This is a genomic window from Serratia rhizosphaerae, assembly GCF_009817885.1.
Lineage (GTDB): Bacteria > Pseudomonadota > Gammaproteobacteria > Enterobacterales > Enterobacteriaceae > Serratia_B > Serratia_B rhizosphaerae.
In genome coordinates this window covers 3260152-3280010 of the sequence record NZ_CP041764.1, presented here as the reverse complement: position 1 = coordinate 3280010, position 19859 = coordinate 3260152, and the positions used below count along the sequence as shown (strand labels likewise).

Annotated in this window: 18 protein-coding genes; 4 read left to right on the top strand and 14 right to left on the bottom strand. The window is 52.0% G+C overall.

What is annotated here, in order from left to right; all coding sequences use genetic code 11:
• Positions 1 to 123: 123 nt before the first annotated feature.
• Positions 124 to 1035, bottom strand: coding sequence for a LysR family transcriptional regulator (locus tag FO014_RS15290; RefSeq protein WP_160030151.1), 912 nt, complete (start codon positions 1033 to 1035; stop codon positions 124 to 126).
• A gap of 106 nt (positions 1036 to 1141) precedes the next feature.
• Here FO014_RS15290 and FO014_RS15285 point away from each other — a divergent pair, with 106 nt between their 5' ends.
• Entirely contained in the window at positions 1142 to 2026 is an 885-nt protein-coding gene (locus tag FO014_RS15285) for an MBL fold metallo-hydrolase (protein WP_160030150.1), read from the top strand.
• Between the two features lie 76 nt (positions 2027 to 2102).
• Positions 2103 to 2753, top strand: coding sequence for a DsbA family protein (locus FO014_RS15280; protein ID WP_105232356.1), 651 nt, complete (start codon positions 2103 to 2105; stop codon positions 2751 to 2753).
• Between the two features lie 14 nt (positions 2754 to 2767).
• Here FO014_RS15280 and FO014_RS15275 read toward each other — a convergent pair whose 3' ends face one another.
• Positions 2768 to 3475 carry a tetratricopeptide repeat protein gene (locus tag FO014_RS15275; protein WP_160030149.1) on the bottom strand — a complete coding sequence of 236 codons (708 nt, stop codon included), beginning with the start codon at positions 3473 to 3475 and terminating at the stop codon, positions 2768 to 2770.
• A 190-nt stretch (positions 3476 to 3665) separates the two neighbouring features.
• On the opposite strand from FO014_RS15275, the gene FO014_RS15270 reads away from it, so the two are divergent.
• Complete coding sequence (locus tag FO014_RS15270) at positions 3666 to 5393, top strand: ABC transporter ATP-binding protein/permease (RefSeq protein WP_160030148.1); 1728 nt, start codon at positions 3666 to 3668, stop codon at positions 5391 to 5393.
• Between the two features lie 100 nt (positions 5394 to 5493).
• Here the strand turns inward: FO014_RS15270 and FO014_RS23790 are convergent, their stop codons facing one another.
• Both FO014_RS23790 and FO014_RS15265 read right to left on the bottom strand, forming a co-directional pair.
• Positions 5494 to 5664 (bottom strand): hypothetical protein, encoded by a 171-nt coding sequence (locus FO014_RS23790; RefSeq protein ID WP_201282869.1) that lies wholly within the window; start codon positions 5662 to 5664, stop codon positions 5494 to 5496.
• Between the two features lie 294 nt (positions 5665 to 5958).
• Positions 5959 to 7614, bottom strand: a complete 1656-nt coding sequence (locus FO014_RS15265; protein ID WP_160030147.1) for a multidrug ABC transporter permease/ATP-binding protein — start codon at positions 7612 to 7614, stop codon at positions 5959 to 5961.
• Between the two features lie 579 nt (positions 7615 to 8193).
• Here FO014_RS15265 and FO014_RS15260 point away from each other — a divergent pair.
• Complete coding sequence (locus FO014_RS15260; protein ID WP_160030146.1) at positions 8194 to 8745, top strand: tyrosine-type DNA invertase; 552 nt, start codon at positions 8194 to 8196, stop codon at positions 8743 to 8745.
• A 38-nt stretch (positions 8746 to 8783) separates the two neighbouring features.
• On the opposite strand, the gene FO014_RS15255 is transcribed toward FO014_RS15260, so the two are convergent.
• The 10 genes from FO014_RS15255 to FO014_RS15210 all read right to left on the bottom strand — a co-directional run bounded on the left by FO014_RS15255 (position 8784) and on the right by FO014_RS15210 (position 19624).
• Positions 8784 to 10937: an FKBP-type peptidyl-prolyl cis-trans isomerase N-terminal domain-containing protein gene (locus FO014_RS15255; RefSeq protein WP_160030145.1), complete on the bottom strand. Its 2154-nt coding sequence runs from the start codon at positions 10935 to 10937 to the stop codon at positions 8784 to 8786.
• Positions 10934 to 11365, bottom strand: coding sequence for a hypothetical protein (locus FO014_RS15250; protein WP_160030144.1), 432 nt, complete (start codon positions 11363 to 11365; stop codon positions 10934 to 10936). Before FO014_RS15250 ends, FO014_RS15255 begins: the two co-directional genes overlap by 4 nt.
• A gap of 120 nt (positions 11366 to 11485) precedes the next feature.
• The gene (locus FO014_RS15245; RefSeq protein ID WP_160030143.1) at positions 11486 to 12202 is read right to left on the bottom strand and encodes a hypothetical protein; all 717 of its coding nucleotides are present in this window, start codon (positions 12200 to 12202) and stop codon (positions 11486 to 11488) included.
• 75 nt (positions 12203 to 12277) lie between these two features.
• Positions 12278 to 12949: a response regulator transcription factor gene (locus FO014_RS15240; RefSeq protein ID WP_160030142.1), complete on the bottom strand. Its 672-nt coding sequence runs from the start codon at positions 12947 to 12949 to the stop codon at positions 12278 to 12280.
• A 63-nt stretch (positions 12950 to 13012) separates the two neighbouring features.
• Complete coding sequence (locus FO014_RS15235; RefSeq protein ID WP_160030141.1) at positions 13013 to 13717, bottom strand: LuxR C-terminal-related transcriptional regulator; 705 nt, start codon at positions 13715 to 13717, stop codon at positions 13013 to 13015.
• A 271-nt stretch (positions 13718 to 13988) separates the two neighbouring features.
• Entirely contained in the window at positions 13989 to 14519 is a 531-nt protein-coding gene (locus FO014_RS15230; RefSeq protein WP_160030140.1) for a fimbrial protein, read from the bottom strand.
• 58 nt (positions 14520 to 14577) lie between these two features.
• Positions 14578 to 15642 carry a fimbrial protein gene (locus FO014_RS15225; RefSeq protein WP_246167974.1) on the bottom strand — a complete coding sequence of 355 codons (1065 nt, stop codon included), beginning with the start codon at positions 15640 to 15642 and terminating at the stop codon, positions 14578 to 14580.
• Positions 15643 to 15652: 10 nt separating this feature from the next.
• The gene (locus FO014_RS15220) at positions 15653 to 18211 is read right to left on the bottom strand and encodes a fimbria/pilus outer membrane usher protein (RefSeq protein ID WP_160030139.1); all 2559 of its coding nucleotides are present in this window, start codon (positions 18209 to 18211) and stop codon (positions 15653 to 15655) included.
• Between the two features lie 102 nt (positions 18212 to 18313).
• Positions 18314 to 18988 (bottom strand): fimbrial biogenesis chaperone, encoded by a 675-nt coding sequence (locus tag FO014_RS15215; RefSeq protein WP_160030138.1) that lies wholly within the window; start codon positions 18986 to 18988, stop codon positions 18314 to 18316.
• 102 nt (positions 18989 to 19090) lie between these two features.
• On the bottom strand, positions 19091 to 19624 hold the full coding sequence (locus tag FO014_RS15210; RefSeq protein ID WP_160030137.1) for a fimbrial protein: 534 nt from the start codon (positions 19622 to 19624) through the stop codon (positions 19091 to 19093).
• Between the last annotated feature and the right edge of the window lie 235 nt (positions 19625 to 19859).

Here is a 19859-nt window from a genome sequence, read left to right as displayed (position 1 = left end):
CGCCGTCCAACCGGAAAACCAGCGCAGGTGGTCCGGCGCGCATAAAAAGTCGTCATTCCGACGCTAAGCGCTTGAATGGCCTGACGATGAAAACTGTGACGATATGTTACCTGACCTCATACGCTACTTACGTAGCGTCGCCAGCCACTTTTCATCGCTGGCAAACCACTCCACCAGAAAATCCAGCATGGTGCGCAGGGTTGCCGGCAGCTGGCGACGCGAGGTGTAGATACCATAAATCCCCATCGACTGCGGCTGGTACTCCGGCATCAGCTCCACCAGCTCGCCGCTGGCCAGCAACGGCGCCGCGGAGTAGTAAGGCTGCAATGAAATACCGGCTCCCTGCAGGGTACCGGCCAGCAGCACCACCGACTCATTGGCGCTCAGGTTGCCGCTGACCGCCACCGCCGACTTCACGCCCTGATGCTCAAAATGCCACAGACTTTTGCCGAAATAGGAGTACGTCAGGCAATTGTGTAGCGCCAGATCCTGCGGCTGGCGTGGCGTTCCGTGCGCCGCCAGATAGGCGGGCGTGGCACAAACCACCGAAGCACAGCGCGATAGCGGCCGGGCAATCAGATTCGGATCGAGTTCATTGGTGATGCGCAGCGCCAGATCGATGCGTTCTTCCACCAGATTGACCGCACGGTTGTTCATCTGCAAATCCACCGCCACCTGGGGATAGCGCCGCAGGTAGTGCGTCACCGCCGCCGCCAGCGTGGTTTGCCCCAGCGACTGCGAGCAGGTGATGCGCAGCAAACCGCGTAACTCCACATTGGCTTCCGCCTCGACCAGATCGATCTCCCCGGCGACCGCCAACATCTGCCGGCAGCGTTCCAACGTGCGCTCGCCCGCATCGGTCAGGCTGAGTCTGCGCGTGGTGCGGTGCAGCAGACGCGCCCCCGCCCACTGCTCCATCTGCGCCAGATAGCGCGTCACCATGGCGCGCGACATATCCAGCGCCTCAGCGGCGGCAATCATGCTGCCGCGCTCGACGATGGCGACAAAAACTTCAGCGGCGGTGATGCGATCCATTATTCGTCCGATTTATGCAACCAATAATTGCATATTATCCGGTTTTTTATTCGATTTATGCAACATAACATCTGTGCAACGTTAAAACCAACAGGACAACCCGACAATGTTTAAGAAATCACTTATCGCTCTGACGCTGACCGGCGTCGTCGCCGTCAGCACCTATGCCAGCGCTGCCGATACGCTGACGATGGAGGTCTACAACCCCGGGGAAAAAAGCGTGTTCCCGGTCTCCTCTGAAATCATCAGCGGCCCGCATGAAGTGGCGCTGATCGATGCCCAGTTCCAGCGCAATGATGCACAGATGCTGGTAGATAAAATCAAGTCGACCGGTAAAAAACTGACCACCGTCTATATCAGCCACTCCGATCCGGACTTCTATTTCGGTCTGGACGTGATTCAAGCCGCTTTTCCCGAAGCAAAAATTATCGCAACGCCGGGCACCATCAAAGAAATCAATGCAACCAAAGAGGGCAAAATCGCCTATTGGGGGCCGATTCTGAAAGACAATGCGCCGGCCCGCGTGATCGTCCCGCAACCGCTGGCGGGCGACAGCTTCACCATCGACGGGCAAAAAGTTGAGGTAAAAGGCCTGAACGGCCCGACGCCGGCGCGAACCTATGTATGGATCCCGGCGTTGAAAGCCGTGGTGGGCGGCGTGGCGGTGGCCGGCAATAATATCCACCCGTGGATTGCCGATAACCAAAGCGCAGAATCGCGCGCGCACTGGCAGCAAACGCTGGCCAGTATCCAGGCGCTGCAGCCGAAGCGGGTCGTTCCTGGGCACTATCTGCCCGGCGCCGCGCAAACGCTGGAATCCGTCACCTTTACCCAGAACTATCTGAAGGTGCTGGAGGCCGAGCTGCCGCAGGCCAAGGATGCCAAACAGCTGGTGGCGGCGATGGAAAAACACTACCCGACGCTGAAAGACGTTTCCAGCCTGGAGCTGAGCGCCAAAGTGCTGAAAGGCGAAATGAAATGGCCGCAGTAAAGCGCTACTGAGACGAGCCAACAGGAATGCTGCGCCGCATGATCCGACGCAGCATCGACAAGACAAGAGGTATTCCATGAGCAACGTAACGCTACATTACGTGTATGATCCGCTGTGCGGCTGGTGCTACGGCGCTGCCCCGCTGGTCAAGGCGGCGCAGACCATCCCCGGATTGGCCATCGCCCTGCATGGCGGCGGCATGCTGACCGGCGGCAACCGCCGTCAAATCACCCCGGAATGGCGCAACTATGTCATTCCGCAGGATAAACGCATCGCCGAACTCACCGGGCAGCCCTTCGGCGACGCCTATTTCAACGGCTTGCTGTGCGACAACACGGCAGTCATGGACTCCGAACCGCCGACAACCGCGATCCTCGCGGCACAGCAGCTGGCCGGCCGGGGACTGGATATGCTGCACCTGGTGCAACGGGCGCACTACCAGGAAGGGCGGCGCATCGCCGATTTACCGGTGCTGGAAGCGCTGGCGCGCGAACTGGGGCTGCCTTCGGCGCCGTTTATCGCCGAGATGCGTTTTAACCGCGGCGCCCCTACCGCCCAGCATATCGCTGAAAGCCGGGCCTTCCTCGCCAAAGTGCACGGCCAGGGGTTCCCGACCTTCGCCCTGCAGGACAGCAACGGCGATCTGCATACCATTGCGGCAGGCAACTATCTGGACAACGTTGCAGGCTGGAAGGAAATACTGAGCAGCGCCGCCGCCTTAGCGTAAGGCGGCACGGCGTTTTACTCGACCCGAATAAAATGTCCCGCCGCCTGAACGTTATGCCCAAAGCCGCAGTCGCCCTGGGAATTCAGATCCACGGCATCATCGCTGAAGGTAAGGGTCACATCGCAGGCAGACTCATCATCCTCGTCATCTTGATGGTAAAGCGCTTTTCCGCCCTGAATCGGCAATATATCGGCGAACTCCCCCGTATTAGGGCCGTAATACAGCCCCATGCCCGGCATGTAATAACCGGCATAATCGATTTGCCACAGATCGCCGTGCGGCACTACCGTCACTTCGCTCCAGACGCCGCGCCCGGCATACTGCCAGTAAACGCCGGCCGGGCCGGTCGCCGGCGGCTGTTGCGCCAGCCGCTGTTCCAGCAATGCCATATTGTGGCGTGATTTGTCATCGTCCGGCGCCAGCAGCAGATAGGCGCGCGCCTTCAACAATTGCCCGGCGCGCATCAGCGCCAGCGCGACGTTGTTATACGCCGTCGCCGTAGCCCGCTCGCTGAAGCCGCAAAATTCACTCCAGGCCGCCTGATCGCGAAAAATACCAGCCGCCTTCGTATAATCGCCGTTCTGGTATGCGTTATGGCCCAGTTCGGCGTAGCCGGCCACCTTCTGGCAATCGGCGTGGATATCCGGTTCATCAATCTGCGCCAGCGCCGGCCAGCTGGCCATAGCGCTACAGGCCAGCAGCGGCGGCAACAATGCCCTCATAGCTCTTCCTTCTCGGGGTCACGTTTTAATTCGCCGCCAGTATAACCGCCTGGCCCGCCGGCTTCATCTTTCGCTATTCACCCTAATATCCCTTGGGATTAGAAAGTGTTAAACCTGCTTACAACTCGCAATTTGCTTGTTGCCCTTGGCTTGGCGATGCTGTCTGCCATGTTTTTCACGGCGAGAACTTATGAACAGCACAAAAAAACATGCCGTCTGGCAGTTGATTAAACCGTTTTGGGTTTCCGAGGAGAAAGGACGCGCCTGGGGAATGCTTATCGCCATCGTCGCGCTGTCGCTGGGGCTGGTTTATATCAGCGTACTGATCAACCAGTGGAATCAGGTGTTCTATGATGCACTGCAGAATAAAAACTATCCGGTATTCAAACAGCAGCTGTGGCGCTTTACCTATCTGGCGCTGAGTTTCATCGTGCTGGCGGTATTTAAGGTGTATCTGACGCAGGGGCTGCAGATGCGTTGGCGCAGTTGGATGACGGAAAAGTTTATGGATAAATGGCTGGCGCACCAGGCCTATTACCACAGCGAACAGCAACAGCTGGTCGATAACCCGGATCAGCGTATCGCCGAAGATCTCAATGTTCTGACGCGCAACACGCTCTCGCTGTCGTTGGGGCTATTGTCCAGCCTGGTGACGCTTTTCTCTTTCGTCAGCATCCTGTGGCACGTCAGTGGGCCATTGAGTTTTGCGTTGCACGGACACGCCTTTACGCTGCCAGGCTACATGGTGTGGTTTGCCTTGTTGTATGCGCTGTTGGGGTCGTTGATTATCGGCTGGGTCGGCAAGCCGCTGGTGCGACTGGGCTTTGATCAAGAGCATTATGAGGCGAACTTTCGTTTTGGCCTGATCCGCATCCGGGAAAACCATGACGCCATTGCGCTGTATCAGGGTGAAAAACAGGAGGCCCAACAGTTGGGCGAACGCTTCGCCGCCATCCGTAATAACTGGTGGTCCATTATGCGCGTCACCCGCCGGCTGAACATCGCCAGCAACTTTTACGGCCAGTTCGCCATTATTTTCCCTTTATTGGTTGCCGCGCCACGCTACTTTTCCGGTGCCATTCAAATGGGTGGGCTAATGCAAATCGCTTCGGCCTTCGGCCAGGTACAGGGCGCGCTATCATGGTTTATCGACGCCTTTAACGACCTGGCCACCTGGAAAGCCTGCGTTAACCGTCTGGCCGGCTTTAACGCCGCCGTGGAACAGGCGCATCATCAATCCCGAGGCATTGCTCTGGAGGCAGACGCTGCTCAACCGCTGGCGTTACACCGCCTCAGCCTGCAGCTGCCGGACGGGCAAACGCTGGTGCAAGATGTTTCGTTAACACTGCAGCGCGGCGAACGCGTACTGATAGCCGGCCCTTCCGGCGGCGGTAAGTCAACGCTGCTGCGCGCCATTGCCGGCATCTGGCCTTACGGCGCAGGCAGCATTCGTCGCGATGCCTCGCTGAGCGCCCTATTCCTGCCGCAGCGCAGCTATATGCCCATCGGCACGCTACGGGAAGCGCTGAGTTATCCACGCCCGGCGGACGTGTACCATGATGAACAACTGCTGGCCGTGTTGGAAAACTGTCGTCTGCAACATTTGCAACGCTGGCTGGATACGACGAACAACTGGAGCCAGCGTCTTTCTCCCGGCGAACAACAGCGCCTGGCCTTCGCTCGCGCACTGCTCGCCCGTCCAGATATATTGTTCCTGGATGAAGCGACCAGCGCGCTGGATGATGAAACCGAACAGCTGATGTATGAACGCCTGGTTGCAACCTTACCGGATGTCACACTGATCAGCGTCGCGCACCGTAACAGCGTAGCGAAGTATCACCAAACCTGTTGGCGACTCAGCCGTCAGCCGGAAGGTTCCGCCCAAATCATGCCGGACTCATTGCCTAAAGCAGGCTGAAAGACATCGCACGGTCAAGAAGACGCGGTGAGCTGGGGGTTGTAACAGGGGCAATGCAAAACCGGACGACTCTCTGACAGTCGTCCGGTGCTACAATTTGCTAAGGAGCATCCTTTTGTGCAGGACGGGGCGCTTGCGGCTCTGGCGCATCGTCCTGCCAGAGATCTTCAATAAATGCACGCTGCGCTTGATTCAACTGCCAAGACGGCGGGATTTTCGTTTTACTGCGGTACGCCCGCGGCTTCTCCGCCTCAATTTTTTTCTTATCCATTGCTTTTCCCTAAACAGAAAAAATCCAGTCATTCACTACACGGCCGTAGCCCAATTAAAATTGCTACTGTGTGGGCACATGGCAAACGCGTTCAACGCGCCGACCCATGCCTGTTTAATAGTTTATCGGCTATAGATTACACTAATTACGAACAAATCATCGATTGCTTAAAGCTATAGATAAAAGCGTTATTCCCTATTGATATTTATTAATCACGAATTCTAATATGGCGGGAAAGCAATGCGGGAGAAAAGAAATGTGTGCCCCGGCGCACCCAGCGCCGGGAAGAGGCTATCAGTCGATTTGTGCTACAGAATCCCGGCTGGCGCGCTCACGCTCTCTGCCGGTCAGTTCACTGAGCTTGCCGTTGCGCATCTCCAACAGTCGATCGGCCTGTTCGAAATAATGATCGTCATGGCTGATGGCAAACACCGTTTTACCCAGCGCGCGTAATGCCGGCAGCAGTTCCCGGTAAAAGATACGGCGGAACTGCGGATCCTGATCGGCCGCCCACTCATCTAGCAGTAAAATATCCCGCTTCTCCGCCACCGCCAGCAGCAACGCCAACCGCTTGCGCTGCCCCTGAGAAAGCTGGGGGTTGGTTACGCGCGCACCGTCAAATTCCAGCTTGTTCTGCATATTGAGCTTTTCGAGCCAACTCGCCACCAGTTCCGCATCCGGCTCCCCGCCGTCTGCCCCTTGCAACCGGTCGAACTGATAAAAGTCGGTAAAAATGGCGGAGAACAGCCGCCGATAATTGTCGCGATCTGCCGCCTGCAACACTACGCCGTCAATGAGGATCTGCCCACTGACCGGCTGATAAAGTCCGGTCAGCAGCTTCGCCAGCGTCGACTTGCCGCTACCGTTGCCACCGATCAAAAACACCAGTTCCCCACGCGTAAGCGTCAGGTTCAACGGACCTACGGCAAAGCCCTGCGCCTGTTCTCCCGCCGCATAGTGGAATGATACATCGCGCAGCTCCAGCGTTTGCCAAGGCATGGCGACGGTCTGCGGGAAATCTGGCTGATACTCGGCCAATTTGAGCGACTTCACTTTTTTAAACGCCACTTCAGCGCCAAGCAACATCGGGAAAGCGCCCACCGCCTGCAACAATGGCGTGCGTAGAAACAGCAGCGTCAACGAATAGGTCGCGGCCACCGCCGTATCTGACCATCCCAGGCCATTGGCCATAAAGAACACCAGCCCGATAGCGCCGAGCATCATGATATTCGACCAGTTCACCGCGCTGAGATGAAACGTATCCGCGCGAATAATGTGGTGCCGGTATTCATCGGCGTTGGCCCGGTAAGTCTGTTGATACAAACGCTGCGCACGGTCGCGATTCAACGCCAACTCTTTCCGCCCATCGATCGCCGATTGGTAATCTTGGTACAGCTGCTCTTCCGCTTCACGAACCTGGGTCAAATGTTTGTATACGCGAGAAACCAACAGCCAGCTGACCAGAATGGTGACCGCAACCCAAACGGTCGTCACCGCCAGCATCGGCGGCGACAGCCAGCCCAGATAGACCGCACAGCCAATTGTTAACACAACGCCCTGCACCAACTCAGGCAAACGCACGAAAGCCATGGTGACGTTGCGAATATCGCTGGATAAGCTGGCCAGTAAAGAGGCGCTGCCCAGATGTTCAATACGCTCGATATCGGTATCCAGAATACTTTTAACCAACCGTCCGCGCAGACGATAGACAAAATGGTGGCCTAGCGTAGTCAACGCTAGCTGTGACCCCAAGGTGACCGCCATCAGGAACCCCAACAGAGCGAGAAACTGTGGCAAAATAGCCAATGGATTCTCTGCCGCTGTCGCCATCAGATGTTGATTAATGAAAGCAATAATGCCGATGCCCAATGCGGCACTGGCCAGCGTCAGGGCCATCACCGCCAAAAACGGCCAACGATACTGGTGATATACCACCCGTAGCAACTCCATGAGTCACCTCTAAACAGAATGCAATGGCTGGCATTGTAATCGGCATGGGAGTGATAGCAATAACAATTCTCATCATCATGCAGCATCGTGGAAAGTCCGCTGCAGCCTCGCGGCACCCTACCGCAAACAGCATTCAGAGTCACCAAACCACGCGAGCCATCATACCGATAAGCCTTCACTCACGAATCATAGACACAGTAATAAACAGCGGATTAAATATTATATTGTTAAGGCGGTGAAAGATAAAAACCAACAAATAAAGAGCATAAAAAAAACAAAACAACAAAGTAATTAACAAACATAAATAAGTAATCATGTACATCCGCCCCAAAATAGACGTTAACCCAAAGGTCATTCTGTTAAAAATCGAGCGACACCGATCAATTTATGATCTGATTTACTATTTTTTCTCACATTAAATTTACCACTGCGGCATTACTCCACTCAGTCCGCAACCCACTTTTACAGACAATTCCTATTTACATGGATCCTTATTTATTTGCTTAACAAATGGTCTCAATGCTTTAATCCAGTAACAAAGAAACCATGATGGTTCCTTTGCTTTCATCAAGGAAGAGTATGAAAAAACGCAAATACCTCACTCATATAGAAATAGAACAAATGATCAATGCCGTTCCCCACGGCCCCAATTCTGCTCGCGATCGCTGCATGTTACTGATGTGTTTTATCCACGGTTTGCGAGTCAGTGAATTGCGCGGTTTGCGATTAGAAGACATTGACCTTAATACCAACCGTCTGCACGTTGCCCGGTTGAAAAACGGCTTTTCCGTTCAACACCCGATTCAAAACCGAGAACGCCTGGCGATCAAACAATGGCTCAGACAGCGCCCGCGCTACTTAGAAGCCGATAGCCCATGGCTGTTTTTATCACGCCATGGCGGACAGATATCACGCCAACAGCTTTACCGCCTGATGAAGACCTATGGGCAGCTCGCCGGCATCAGCGTTCAAGTGCATCCGCATATGCTGCGCCACGCCTGTGGTTTTGCGTTGGCGGATAAAGGCGTCGATACCCGGTTAATCCAGGATTACCTCGGGCACCGGAATATCCAAAATACCGTTATTTACACTGCGAGTAATGTTGAGCGCTTTCGGGTCATCCATATCTAAGCCCCCTCAACGCGCTCACATTACTCCAGCGATAAGCGTTATTTTTTATTGCCAGCTGCGTCGTCCGCTGGCAATACATCAAGAATTCTGATGTTATAAACCATAGTAGATCCCGGAGGAATATCCGGCGCCAACCCCTTATCGCCATATGCCAGTTCAGGCGGCACCACCATTGTCATTGTGCCGTGATTCTGCAATTGTTTGATTGCATCACGGAACATAACCGGATAACTACTTAGCGGCTGTGAAATAGAGGTGCCCGCAATATCCATATCCTTAATCACTTTACCGTTGGTCAGACTTTCCTTCACAACAACGGCAACCGTATCGCTATCATCTATTTTCCCGGTACCAAGGTAATCGATCCGATAATAGAAACCGCTTGATGATTTCTTGACGTTCTTCTTCTTCCTGAACTGTTCAACATAGCGTAAACCTTGTCGTTCAGTTTCTGCTTTTAACTTCTTCTCATTCTCGTTCAGCGCCACTTCTGTTTCATATAACGCTTTGGCAATCTTATCCTGCCCCAGCTTGTTCTTGCCTTCTAAAGCATCCTGCACGCCGGAAAATGCCATGCTTTCATTGATTTTGATCCCCTGAGCAATTTTTTCTTGCAGCAGAGCCAACACGTCATTGCCCAACGAACTGCCGATCGCATAATCGCGAATCTCGTTGGCCGTTTTCGGCGGTGCCATGACATCCTTACGGACGGCGCGCTCTTTTTTCAGCGCGGCCAGCTCCTGCTGTAGCGCAACCTGATCTTTTTCTTGCGCCTTAGCCTGGTCTGTCAGCATCGCCAGCTGTTTTTTCAGCGCCAGCGTGCCCTTGTTGCTCTCATCGAGTTCGGTCTGTAGCACGGCAGCATCTTTCTCTTTCGCCTTGCCTTGAGCAAGCAGCGTTGTCAGCTGCTTCTGCAGCTCTGCACCACTTTTCTTGCTCTCTTCGAGCTCGCTCTGCAGTGCAGCAACATCCTTCTCTTTCGTCTTGCTTTGAGCAGCCAGCGCCGTCAGCTTATTCTGCAGTTCTACGCCATTTTTCTTGCTCTCTTCCAGTGCGTTCTGCAGTGTGGCGACATCTTTATCTTTTGCCTTACCTTGAGCAAGCAGCGTCGTCAGCTGTTTTTGCAGCTCTGCGCCCGTTTTCTTGCTCTCTTCCAGTTCGCGCTGCAGTGCGGCAACGTCCTGCTCTTTCGCCTTACCTTGAGCAAGCAACGTCGTCAGCTGTTTCTGCAGCTCTGCGCCCGTTTTCTTGCTCTCTTCCAGCGCGTCCTGCAACGCAGCGGTGCCCTTCTCTTTTGTCTTATGTTGCTCAGCCAACGCAGCCAGCTGCTTTTGCAACTCGCCGCGTTCTTTGTTGCTTTCATTCAACGCTTTCTGCAATGCCGCGGCATCTTCTTCTTTTGCCTTACCCTGAGATATCAGGGCTGTCAGCCGCTTTTCTAGCTCTGCGCCGTGCTTCTTGCTTTCATCCAAAGCGCTCTGCAACACTGCGCTCCCCTTATCCTTACGTTTACGCTGATCGGTTAACGCCGCTAGCCGCTTTTGTAACTCTTCGATATGTTTTCGGCTTTCATCTAGCGTTGTCTGTATAGACTGATGCTGTTTGATCCGTTCATCCTGCGCGATGGTCAATGCAGCAACCTGTTTCTGTAATTCTGAACTTTGCTGCTGACTCTTCTCCAGCGCCTGCTGTAATCTGACGCCATCCTGTTGCCTGTCACTTTGCGCAGCATTCATCGTCGACAGCTGCTGCTGCATGTTTTCCGTTTTTTGTAAGCTTTCCTGCAATGATTTTTTCAGGCGATCTACTTCAACACGTGAATCGCCATCCGCCCGTGCAGCCTCGCGCAGCTTTTTTAGCTCTCTATTCTGCTTAGCCAACGCGGCGTTGAGCTGATTGATCTTCGCCTGCTGCGACTTCAGCTCTCGCAAAGAAGCGGCGTTTTGCTTCGCCGCTCGTTTATCCAACTGGTTACTATTTCTGGCTTGCTGTGCCGCTTTCTGTTCCGGTGGCGAATCAATTGCCTCCAGCTGAGAAGGCGTCAGCAGCAAGAGTGCTGGCGCATCGTCAACTCTGCGGGTGATGGCATCCAGCGACTGTAACGTTTGCTCATCACTGAAGCTGTTTGCTGCCCCTGCGCCAAACGGCAGCGTCAGAGCAAACAAAAAGCCATACTTAATCCCCTGATTCACTTCACGCTCTCCCCTTTACGGATCAACGCATCAAGCACGTCACGTTCAATCATCGAACAGGCCTGATTCGTTTTGTATTTGTACAACGCATCAAGCGTATCCTTGGTCAAGGCATTAACATCACCACGTACGGCACCATACACCGACACGCTATTAACCAGGCTGTCAAAATAGGCTTTTCGCAACGCATATGCTTTAGGGTTCACCTTTTTCAGCGACGCCAGCTCACTCTGGCACAAAGTAATACGGCTCTCTTTCTTTTCCGGCGGCGGCGAGGCTACTGGCGCAGGCGCAGGCGCAACCGCCACAGGTGGAGATACCAGGCTGCGTGTTTTTTTACTCTGGCAACCGGTAAGCAACAGGCTCCCCGCCATCATGACGCCAATCAGCAAATGCGCATGTTTATTGGTTATCTGCAAATGTTTCACTATTTACCTTTTCCTTATTACTGGAGGATGACCTGTAGTTGCTTCCCTGGCCGATGTCATCATTAGCGGCGGCAACCCTGTTTTTACTGTTTTTCAATCCACAATGATTTCATCGGTGCCCTAGCGACTCACCGTTACTGGCATGCGGTGAGCAATAAACGATTTGGCCAACGACAACCGTTGACGGTACTGGTTTTCCAGCATGCTGCGCATCACAACCAGTTCAGCGCTGTGGCTGATTCCCAGCTTACGCATGGCTTTATTTTTCAACGCGATGATCGCCTTCGCATTACGCTGCATCTTCGTGGCCGTTTGCTGCAATGAATGTCCGCCCAGCAAATAACGCAACGCCTGCAGTTCCGACATACTGAGCCGTTGGGATAACGCATTGGCATCAATCTGCTCTGCCAAAGTGCTTTTCAAACAATACCGCTCTGATCTTCTTTCAACGCAAATTTGCGTCAGTACATCATTAATTTCATTTAACGAATCATGCTGACTGATAACCCCGTTAATACGCAGGGCATCAAGTTGCTGCAATAAAAATGGGATATGGTCATCAATGATGACCACAATCGGCATTTCCGGCCGAAGGTGACGCAATGCTTCCAGCATTAGTAAGCGTGCGTACCAATCTGACTGCCGTATGCTGAAAGAAATAATCAGCATGTCGACATGCTGTAATAACCGCCGACGAACGCCGGACAGAGAATCTAAATGCCAAAACTCTCGCTTCTGTGACAAACCATGCGCCAATAGCAGCTCAAGCCCGTAAGCGGTTAACTGACAGGAGACTAATAGTGCGATGCGCGATATTGATTGGCTGTCTACCGTCATACCCTTATCCATGTAAGGCAAATAATCACTACGCCAAAGAACCCTCAACGACTATTACAAGCACTGCCGATGTCATTACTCGTTCACAACAAATTGTTGCGTAATATTTTTCTTTAGGGAAAATAGCTCGCTATCATTTTTCACCTGTAATTTACGCATGGCATTACACTTGTGCGCACTGATCGTTTTAATGCTGCGTCTCTGCAACTCTGCGATTTGACGCAAACTCATACCATTAAATAAAAATGTCAAAACATCATTTTCACAACGTGTCAAATGATGCAGATTGTAAATTTCTTCACTATCATTGCGTGCCAGGCAAGTACCGATTAATGGACTCAGCACACGCTCACCATCGAATACACGAGTAAAGAACTCACCGACCTGAGGTAAAGTATCATCACGGGCAATCACACTGATATTAACCTGTTCCAACAGCGCCTTTAATTCATCACCAGCTTGACAGCGGGTATACACAATGACCCTTAACGATGGGAGCTGTACGCATAATTCTAATAATTTTTTCCGTCCCTCGGCAATTGTCTCACTCAACCCGCTCAGTTCAGTAATAAGGATATCGGTTGGCTGATACAATAATGCTTCAGATACCGCGGTCATGCTTGTTTCCTGCACAACAATCTGAGTTGGAGCATTAAGCCCCTCAATGAAACCAGATAGCCCGACTAGCGTTAACGGGTAACGATCCATTAAGGCGATACTGGTAGAGTTTGGCGTTAAAGGCTGCATATAGACCTCCTGTCTCAATAACTTGCATAACCCATTTGAGAAAAAATTCCCACCATTAAAGAATCAGTTGGCAAACACCGGACCGGTTTTTGCCATCCATTTCCCTTGCAGAAAGAGCTCGCCATCATTGTGAAACCCCAGTTTCAGCATGGCATTGCGCTTATGCGTACTGACAGTGCGCACATCGCGATGCATCATCAATGCTGCGGCAGTGACGCTTTTACCAGAGAATAGATAAGCCAATACATCCAGCTCGCGCGCAGTCAAAGCCTTACCGCCAATGGATTGATTAACCAATAGCTGACGTACCTTATGGCTATAGCTACGACGCCCGGCCAGTACCTGCTGAACACACTGCGCCAACGCAATGGCTGGTTCCTGCTTCAGTACTAATCCTTTAACACCTGAAACCGTAAGCAACTGCAATACCCGCGGATCGTCGAGCGCAGTGCAAACGACGATCGCCGTCGACGGCCAGTGCTCCAGGCACATTGAGATCAAGCGTAACCCGTCCAGTACAGATTCAGACTCGCCGCACAGTTCCATGATCAACAATGAAGTCGGCTGGCTGCGCATCAGATTAGGAATGGCTGCCAAGTTATTAACATGCTTGATATTTTCTGACTGCGTACAGGATTGCGCAAGAATATTACGCATACCGAGAGCCGTCATCGGACAGGCTTCCATCACAATAACGCCCTGTTCGCTTTTTCCATTGGTACCAGGTGAGTGGGCACTCCCCCGCTGATAAGAATGGACTGCCGTCATAGCAATTCTCCCTGTTCCTTTTGGGATCGATCTATTACACATTTACAGATGCAACGGGATTAGCACTAACTATTAACAATCATTCTGACCGAATGAATAGTTCTTTTTGCCATAAATCTCGCATGCATATAAAAAGAAAATATGCTGACAAATAAAAACCACAGAAAGGATAACAGCATGATTAATTCCATTTAATGTTCCTCACCGTATAGCGATCTAACAAAGCCCCTCCGAATTTTCGGAGGGGGCTTTATTATGAGTAAGGCTTCACTTACTCGTAGGTAAAGGCAACCATTACCGTACCTACGATAGACCCTGGCGTTGCACTACCCGCAGTAGAGTAAGCACGCGCTTGCAGGTTGTAAGTAGTGGCGTTGTTTACGATAGTCTGCTTCAGAAACTTACCGTTGCCCAGCTTGGTACCTGTGGCATCTTGCAAATCAATCTGCACTTTTTGTGCATCGCCGGTATTTTTATACAAATCAGCACTTTCATCCGCTGGAGTGCCGCTAAAGGTTGCCGTTACGGATGAAGTCGTCGTCGGACAATCTTCCAGGATAAGTTGGAAAGGTTTCCATTCGGTAAAGCTGTTCGCTTGCCCCAGCGTTGCCGCCTGGATGTTATCACCCAGATTTACCGAGATGCCGCTGCCAGTGTCGTTAACCACATTACACGGCGAAGCCTTGATAGTGCCGGTAATATTTAACTGAGTGTCCGCCAGTGCAGTATGGCTCATCCCCAACGTTGCGGTCAGTAATGCCGCGATGCTACCTTTAATCACGTTCAATTTGAGTTCCTTCATTAGTAATATCCTTATAAAACACGCTACAACACACTACTCAACAACACATATGGTATTTTCACTCAATCTCAACCCTAATCGTTGCCGTCGAGTTAAATACACCGACTTCCGGAGCTTTATTCGTGGTGTTAACTGGATAAAGCGTCATCCCGGTTATTCCACTTTGTTCCGCATAGTTCATAATGACGGGCAAACGTCCATTATTTGGCGAAATAATAGCATTAGATGATGAGTCTTCAATTTTTACCGCGATATCTTTATTACTGCTCTTTAACGCGTCCGGCTCATTAGGATCGGCCTCCCCCTGGAATGAAAGGCTGATCTTCACTCCATCGGATATATTACGGCACGCTAACGTCAGCTCCTTATGATGCGGAGTGAAACCTCTCGGCATTTTTCCTTTTTCTTTGAAATCCGTTGACATAATGTCGCCAAAATTGACAATCACCGGTTGCGGGCTGATTTCACAGTTTTGCGGCACGGTAACCGTGCCGCTCATGGTGACAAAGGATACCGGTGTCGGACTACTGACGCCCGCCGTTGATGACATATAGACTTCAACCAGACGCGTTGTCGGAATCACCTGCACGCCAACGAAAGGCCGACGGAAGCGGAGATTAATAGAGCCTTTGGCGCCACTATAATACTCGTTTTTTTTCCCGTTACACGTGACACTATAAGCATCATTTCCGTTACTGACGTTAGCGAATGGAACTGGAATATACTTACCCAGCCCACCAGCAATATATACCCTACTGGCTACCGACAAAAAATCATTCAGGATATAATACTGCAATCCCGAGCCATCAGTAAAATCCAAGCCTTTGCTCAATGAAGGATTAGCCGTAAAATACGCCGCCGTCATTGTGTTACAGCCACACGTTGCTATATAAGGCTTTGTTATATTCCACTTATTCCCGGACGCGTTCTCAATAATTTTCCCTGTCGTATTCTGTTCTGGCGCATCAAAGGATGCATCAAAATCAAAATTATACTCTTGTGTTCCCCCCTCGCTCACGCAGGTTCCCGGCGCAGGAGCAGCCAATACCTGTGGAGCACACATTCCCGCAACGGTCAAAACCACGAAAACTGATAATTTCCTGAATATTAATTTAAGTTTCATAATTAAAACCTTATAAACACTGAGCATTGACCGTACGGATCGCAGAATTCTGCACTTTGGCATCCAAGCTATAGGTCACTTGGCACTGCTGCGAGGCACCGTTGCCCCACTTCACATTCAGCTTGCCGCTATCCGCCAGACCGGACAGGTACACCTGACCGCTATCGCCGACGATTGCGGCGCTGTTATCTGGATTAAGCAAATCGGTGACAGTTGCGCCAAACGGCACCGCAGCCCCGCCTTGACGTAACAACGTCATCAACACGCGCTGGCCAATGTTGGCTTTGAATTCCGCTCGCACTACGGCACCACGGGTCGGCACCACCGACTGGCTGGTTAATGTCATATCGACATCGTCCGGCAACGTTGTGGTATCCATATTGATATTGTTGCGACGATACGGCGACTGATACGGCACCACCGCATAACCCCGCCAGTCGGTGCTAACACCGGTCTGGTTTTCTATACGAACATCTTTCGCGCCTGGCGCTTTGACCAACGCCACTGTCTCACCCAATGGCTGAGAAAGTGTCAAGCCGTTTTCATGCAGCAAGATACCGCCCTGCAGGCCATAGCTCAGGCGCTGCATATCACGATCGTAGCCGTAGCCCACGTTCGCCTGCCCCAAACCGCCACGATAATCAACGCTGGCATTACCGCTAGCTCCTTGCCCCTGGCTGGTGTACCCCTGACTGATGCTGTAATTCAGGTTACCCCCTTCCAACGCGGTGCCATGTAATCCAACCCGGTTCGAGGTATTACCGTTACGGCTGCTGTTAACGCTATAGGTCGCATTAGCACCCGGTAACCAACGGCTGAGCGGCACGCTGACGTTGAAGGCCACAATGTGGTCTTCATTACTTGAGCGAGAGCCATCGCTGTTGTAACCATTTTTCGCGTAGGTGTAATACAAGCCGTAGCTGACACCTGACCAACTGTTGTTGTAACCCACACTGGCAGACTGGCTGCGACGATTGTCATTCCAGAACTCTTCATTCATCAGACTCAGCGACAGTGCCCCGGCGCCTTCCCACAGGTTCTGGTTCATGGTGAGTTCAGAACGGCTCTTCTTATGTAATGGGAACCTGATTGATGCGCCGTTGGTATAGGTTTCCAATGCTTCCTGCATGGTGTAGAAACCTTTGGTCGAATAACGGTAGCTTGCCAAACTGAAGCTGGTACCCGTTTCGGCAAAGCTCTTGCCGTAGCGCAGACGCCAGGATTGGCCGTGCTCTTTTGGCCGCAGTTCTGGCTTGGTCCAAGCCTGCGTCACATCGGCTGAAAGCGCGCCCAGCAAGCCAAGGTTTTGCCCCCAACCCAATGCCAACGCCTGATATTTACTGGCAGCCTGAATACCACCGTAGATGGTCGCCCCCCACGGCAGACCATAGATACCTGTCGCTTGAGTGAATGGCCGTTTGTCGACGTCATTAAGATAAGAACGGAACTGGCCGCTGGCGATGTTGTATTTGAAACGACCTTCACGCTGCAACACCGGTACTGAAGCAAATGGCACCGTTAAATTCTGTTCGCTGCCGTCGGCTTCCTTGATCGTGACCCTCAGATCGCCACTGCCCGATGTCGGATAAAGATCTTTAATTTCAAACGGTCCTGGCGGCACATAACTCTGATAGATCACATAGCCGTTTTGTCGAATGGTGATCTGCGCATTACTTTTAGCAATGCCGCGCACCACTGGCGCATAACCTTTCATGCTATCCGGCAGCATATCGTCATCTGAGGCCAACTGGGCACCTCGGAAAGGGACACTGTCAAACACATCACTGGACGAACTGCTATCGCCAAGGGTAAGGCGGCTTTTTAACGCAATAATATCGCGCTGCAGATAGGTATTGATGGAGCGCCACTGTTTCTCTCCATTACTATCGCGGGTCCAGGTAGAATAGTTACGCAAACGCCACGCCCCCAGGTTAAGCCCGGAGCGCAGGTTCAGGTAATAGCTGTCGCTGTCACTGCTGTCGCCGCGCCGCGCTTTATTATTAGCGCCGCTGAAGCTGTAGTTGGCCAACAATGCCGGTATGCCGGAATCCCATTTGTCGGGTGAAACGTAACCGCGCGCCTGCGTCTTAAGGGCAGCCTGAGGAATACTTAACTCCAGACGTTGCTGACCGAAACGAAAAGTGGATGAAGCCTGAGGAATCACCTGAGCGATGTTAACGCATTTCCCCCCCGCCTTAATGGCAGGAATAGCTTCAACGCGCACCCCCAAGGCTTCCAACAGTTTATCATCCAAACATGGCTGCAAACTGTTCTGGCCGCGACTGTCCCGGCTCAGAAAGAAATCAATATCGCGAGTCTCTATCATTTCGCGGTTAACATAAATATCCACGCGATATTTCCCCGGCGCTTGAGTATCGCCTTCCTCAAACACAGAAAGGTCTACGCCACGTTGGTCGGGGTTATCAATTTCCAACAGCGCGGGGTTAAAGTAGTCACGAGCCTGCGCCAAGCCAGAAAAGCCCATCAACATCGCCACTTGGCAAGAGATCAACCAAGCCAGCGGGGTTTTTCTGAGCCCTCGCGGGCTGCTACGCTTCGGGTTATTCATCCTTATAACTCCATTTTTCAGCGACGCCGAATTGCCGGCAATCGCGTCCTTCCCCGGCACTGCCTGTGCCCAAGGATATTTATGTAAAGACGGTCAAGTGCCTTATAAATTGGCAGTGAACGCTTTACTGGCCCCACCAAAGTCATTAATGATTTGCCAGGTCAATGCACCACCGGAATTACCTGACGGCAAGGTGAAACGCGCGCTGGAACGCGGAGCAACCATCGTGGCGTCTTTTACTGCCACACCATTTACCTTAACGTTGAAAAAAGTGAGGTAATAAGGTGAAGGATTGGAAACCTGCAGAGCATTGCCGTTACGCTGCCATGTCACCTTTTGCGCGGCATCGTTCAGCGAGCCTTCCAGACCGCGCGGTCTATAAATCAATTTGATGCGCGTTTTCACCGCAATTTGCAGCGTATTGTCCTGTTTCGGTGCGGAAGGAATCGATTTGATATTGAGCCAATACAAGGACTCTTTATCGTCCGGCAATGCACCGCCAGCCCGCACAATGCGCAGAATGTTATTTTGCCCATCGTCCAGGCGGAACAGAGGAGGAGTGATGATGAACGGTGCTTTAACCGCGCTGTCTTCGCCAGCATCAATCCAGGACTGAACCAGATACGGCACCTTGTCCGGATTACTGATACTCAGAGAGGATTCTTTTTTTCCACCGTCATATACCACGCGCGTTCCGCCGATAATCACACCGGCCTGAACCTGAGTACCCATTGTCATCAATAACGCTGCGACCAGCGCACTCTGCCAAACTTTCATTCGTATTGCCTGCCTGGTTAAACCGTGAAGAAAACAACCAGGGCAGCCGGAACTACCCTGGCTGGATTTACGCCGCCTGAGCAGGACTCAGGCGGTTAAACCTTACTGATATACAATGGTGAACTGCGCTACAGCGTTAGCTGTACCTGGCGTTACCTTATTCGCCAGCGCGTAGTAGCTCGCCATAAAGTTCAGCTTGTTGTCAGCGGTGCTAACCAGAGGGAATACTGCAGAATCCAGACCCAGGTTGATCACGTTGTTGTGCTCATCGCTAATCTGAACACCGACGCCTTCCGCCATATCTGCTGCATCAGTCAATGCCAGTACGCCGTCAGCGCCAGGAACCATTTTACCGCCGAAGCGAACGGCAGCAGCCGTGACAGAAGCCGGGCAGTTTTTCAGAATCAGGCTGAAGCGTCTGTCGCCTGCGGTGACTTTGTCAGTAGAGCCTGCACCAGCAAACGCGGTCGTGGCAATCTTGCCCATGTCAACGATCTGGTTCTTGGAGCTTGCATCAATTTCACAAGCGACATCGGTGATGGAGCCGGTGAAGTTAACCTGGCCATCAGCAGCCAGAACAGCGGAGGAAAACGCAGATGCGGCCAATACAGCAACAGCGAGCAGATTCTTTTTCATACTTCCTTTCCTTTAGAAATTAATGCATTGACATGCATTTGAATATTCCTGGCGTAACATTACGCCATTCCTTGATATTTAGTTCATGAACCGCGGAAGCCACCTCAGCCATAAGTTTGGGCAGTGTTAACTTTTCCAACCAAACGATTCATTTTGAACTAAAATGACTCATTCAGGATAAAAGACTTATTTATAGGCAAGTAAAAATTAAACAAGGAATATAATCCCATAAAAT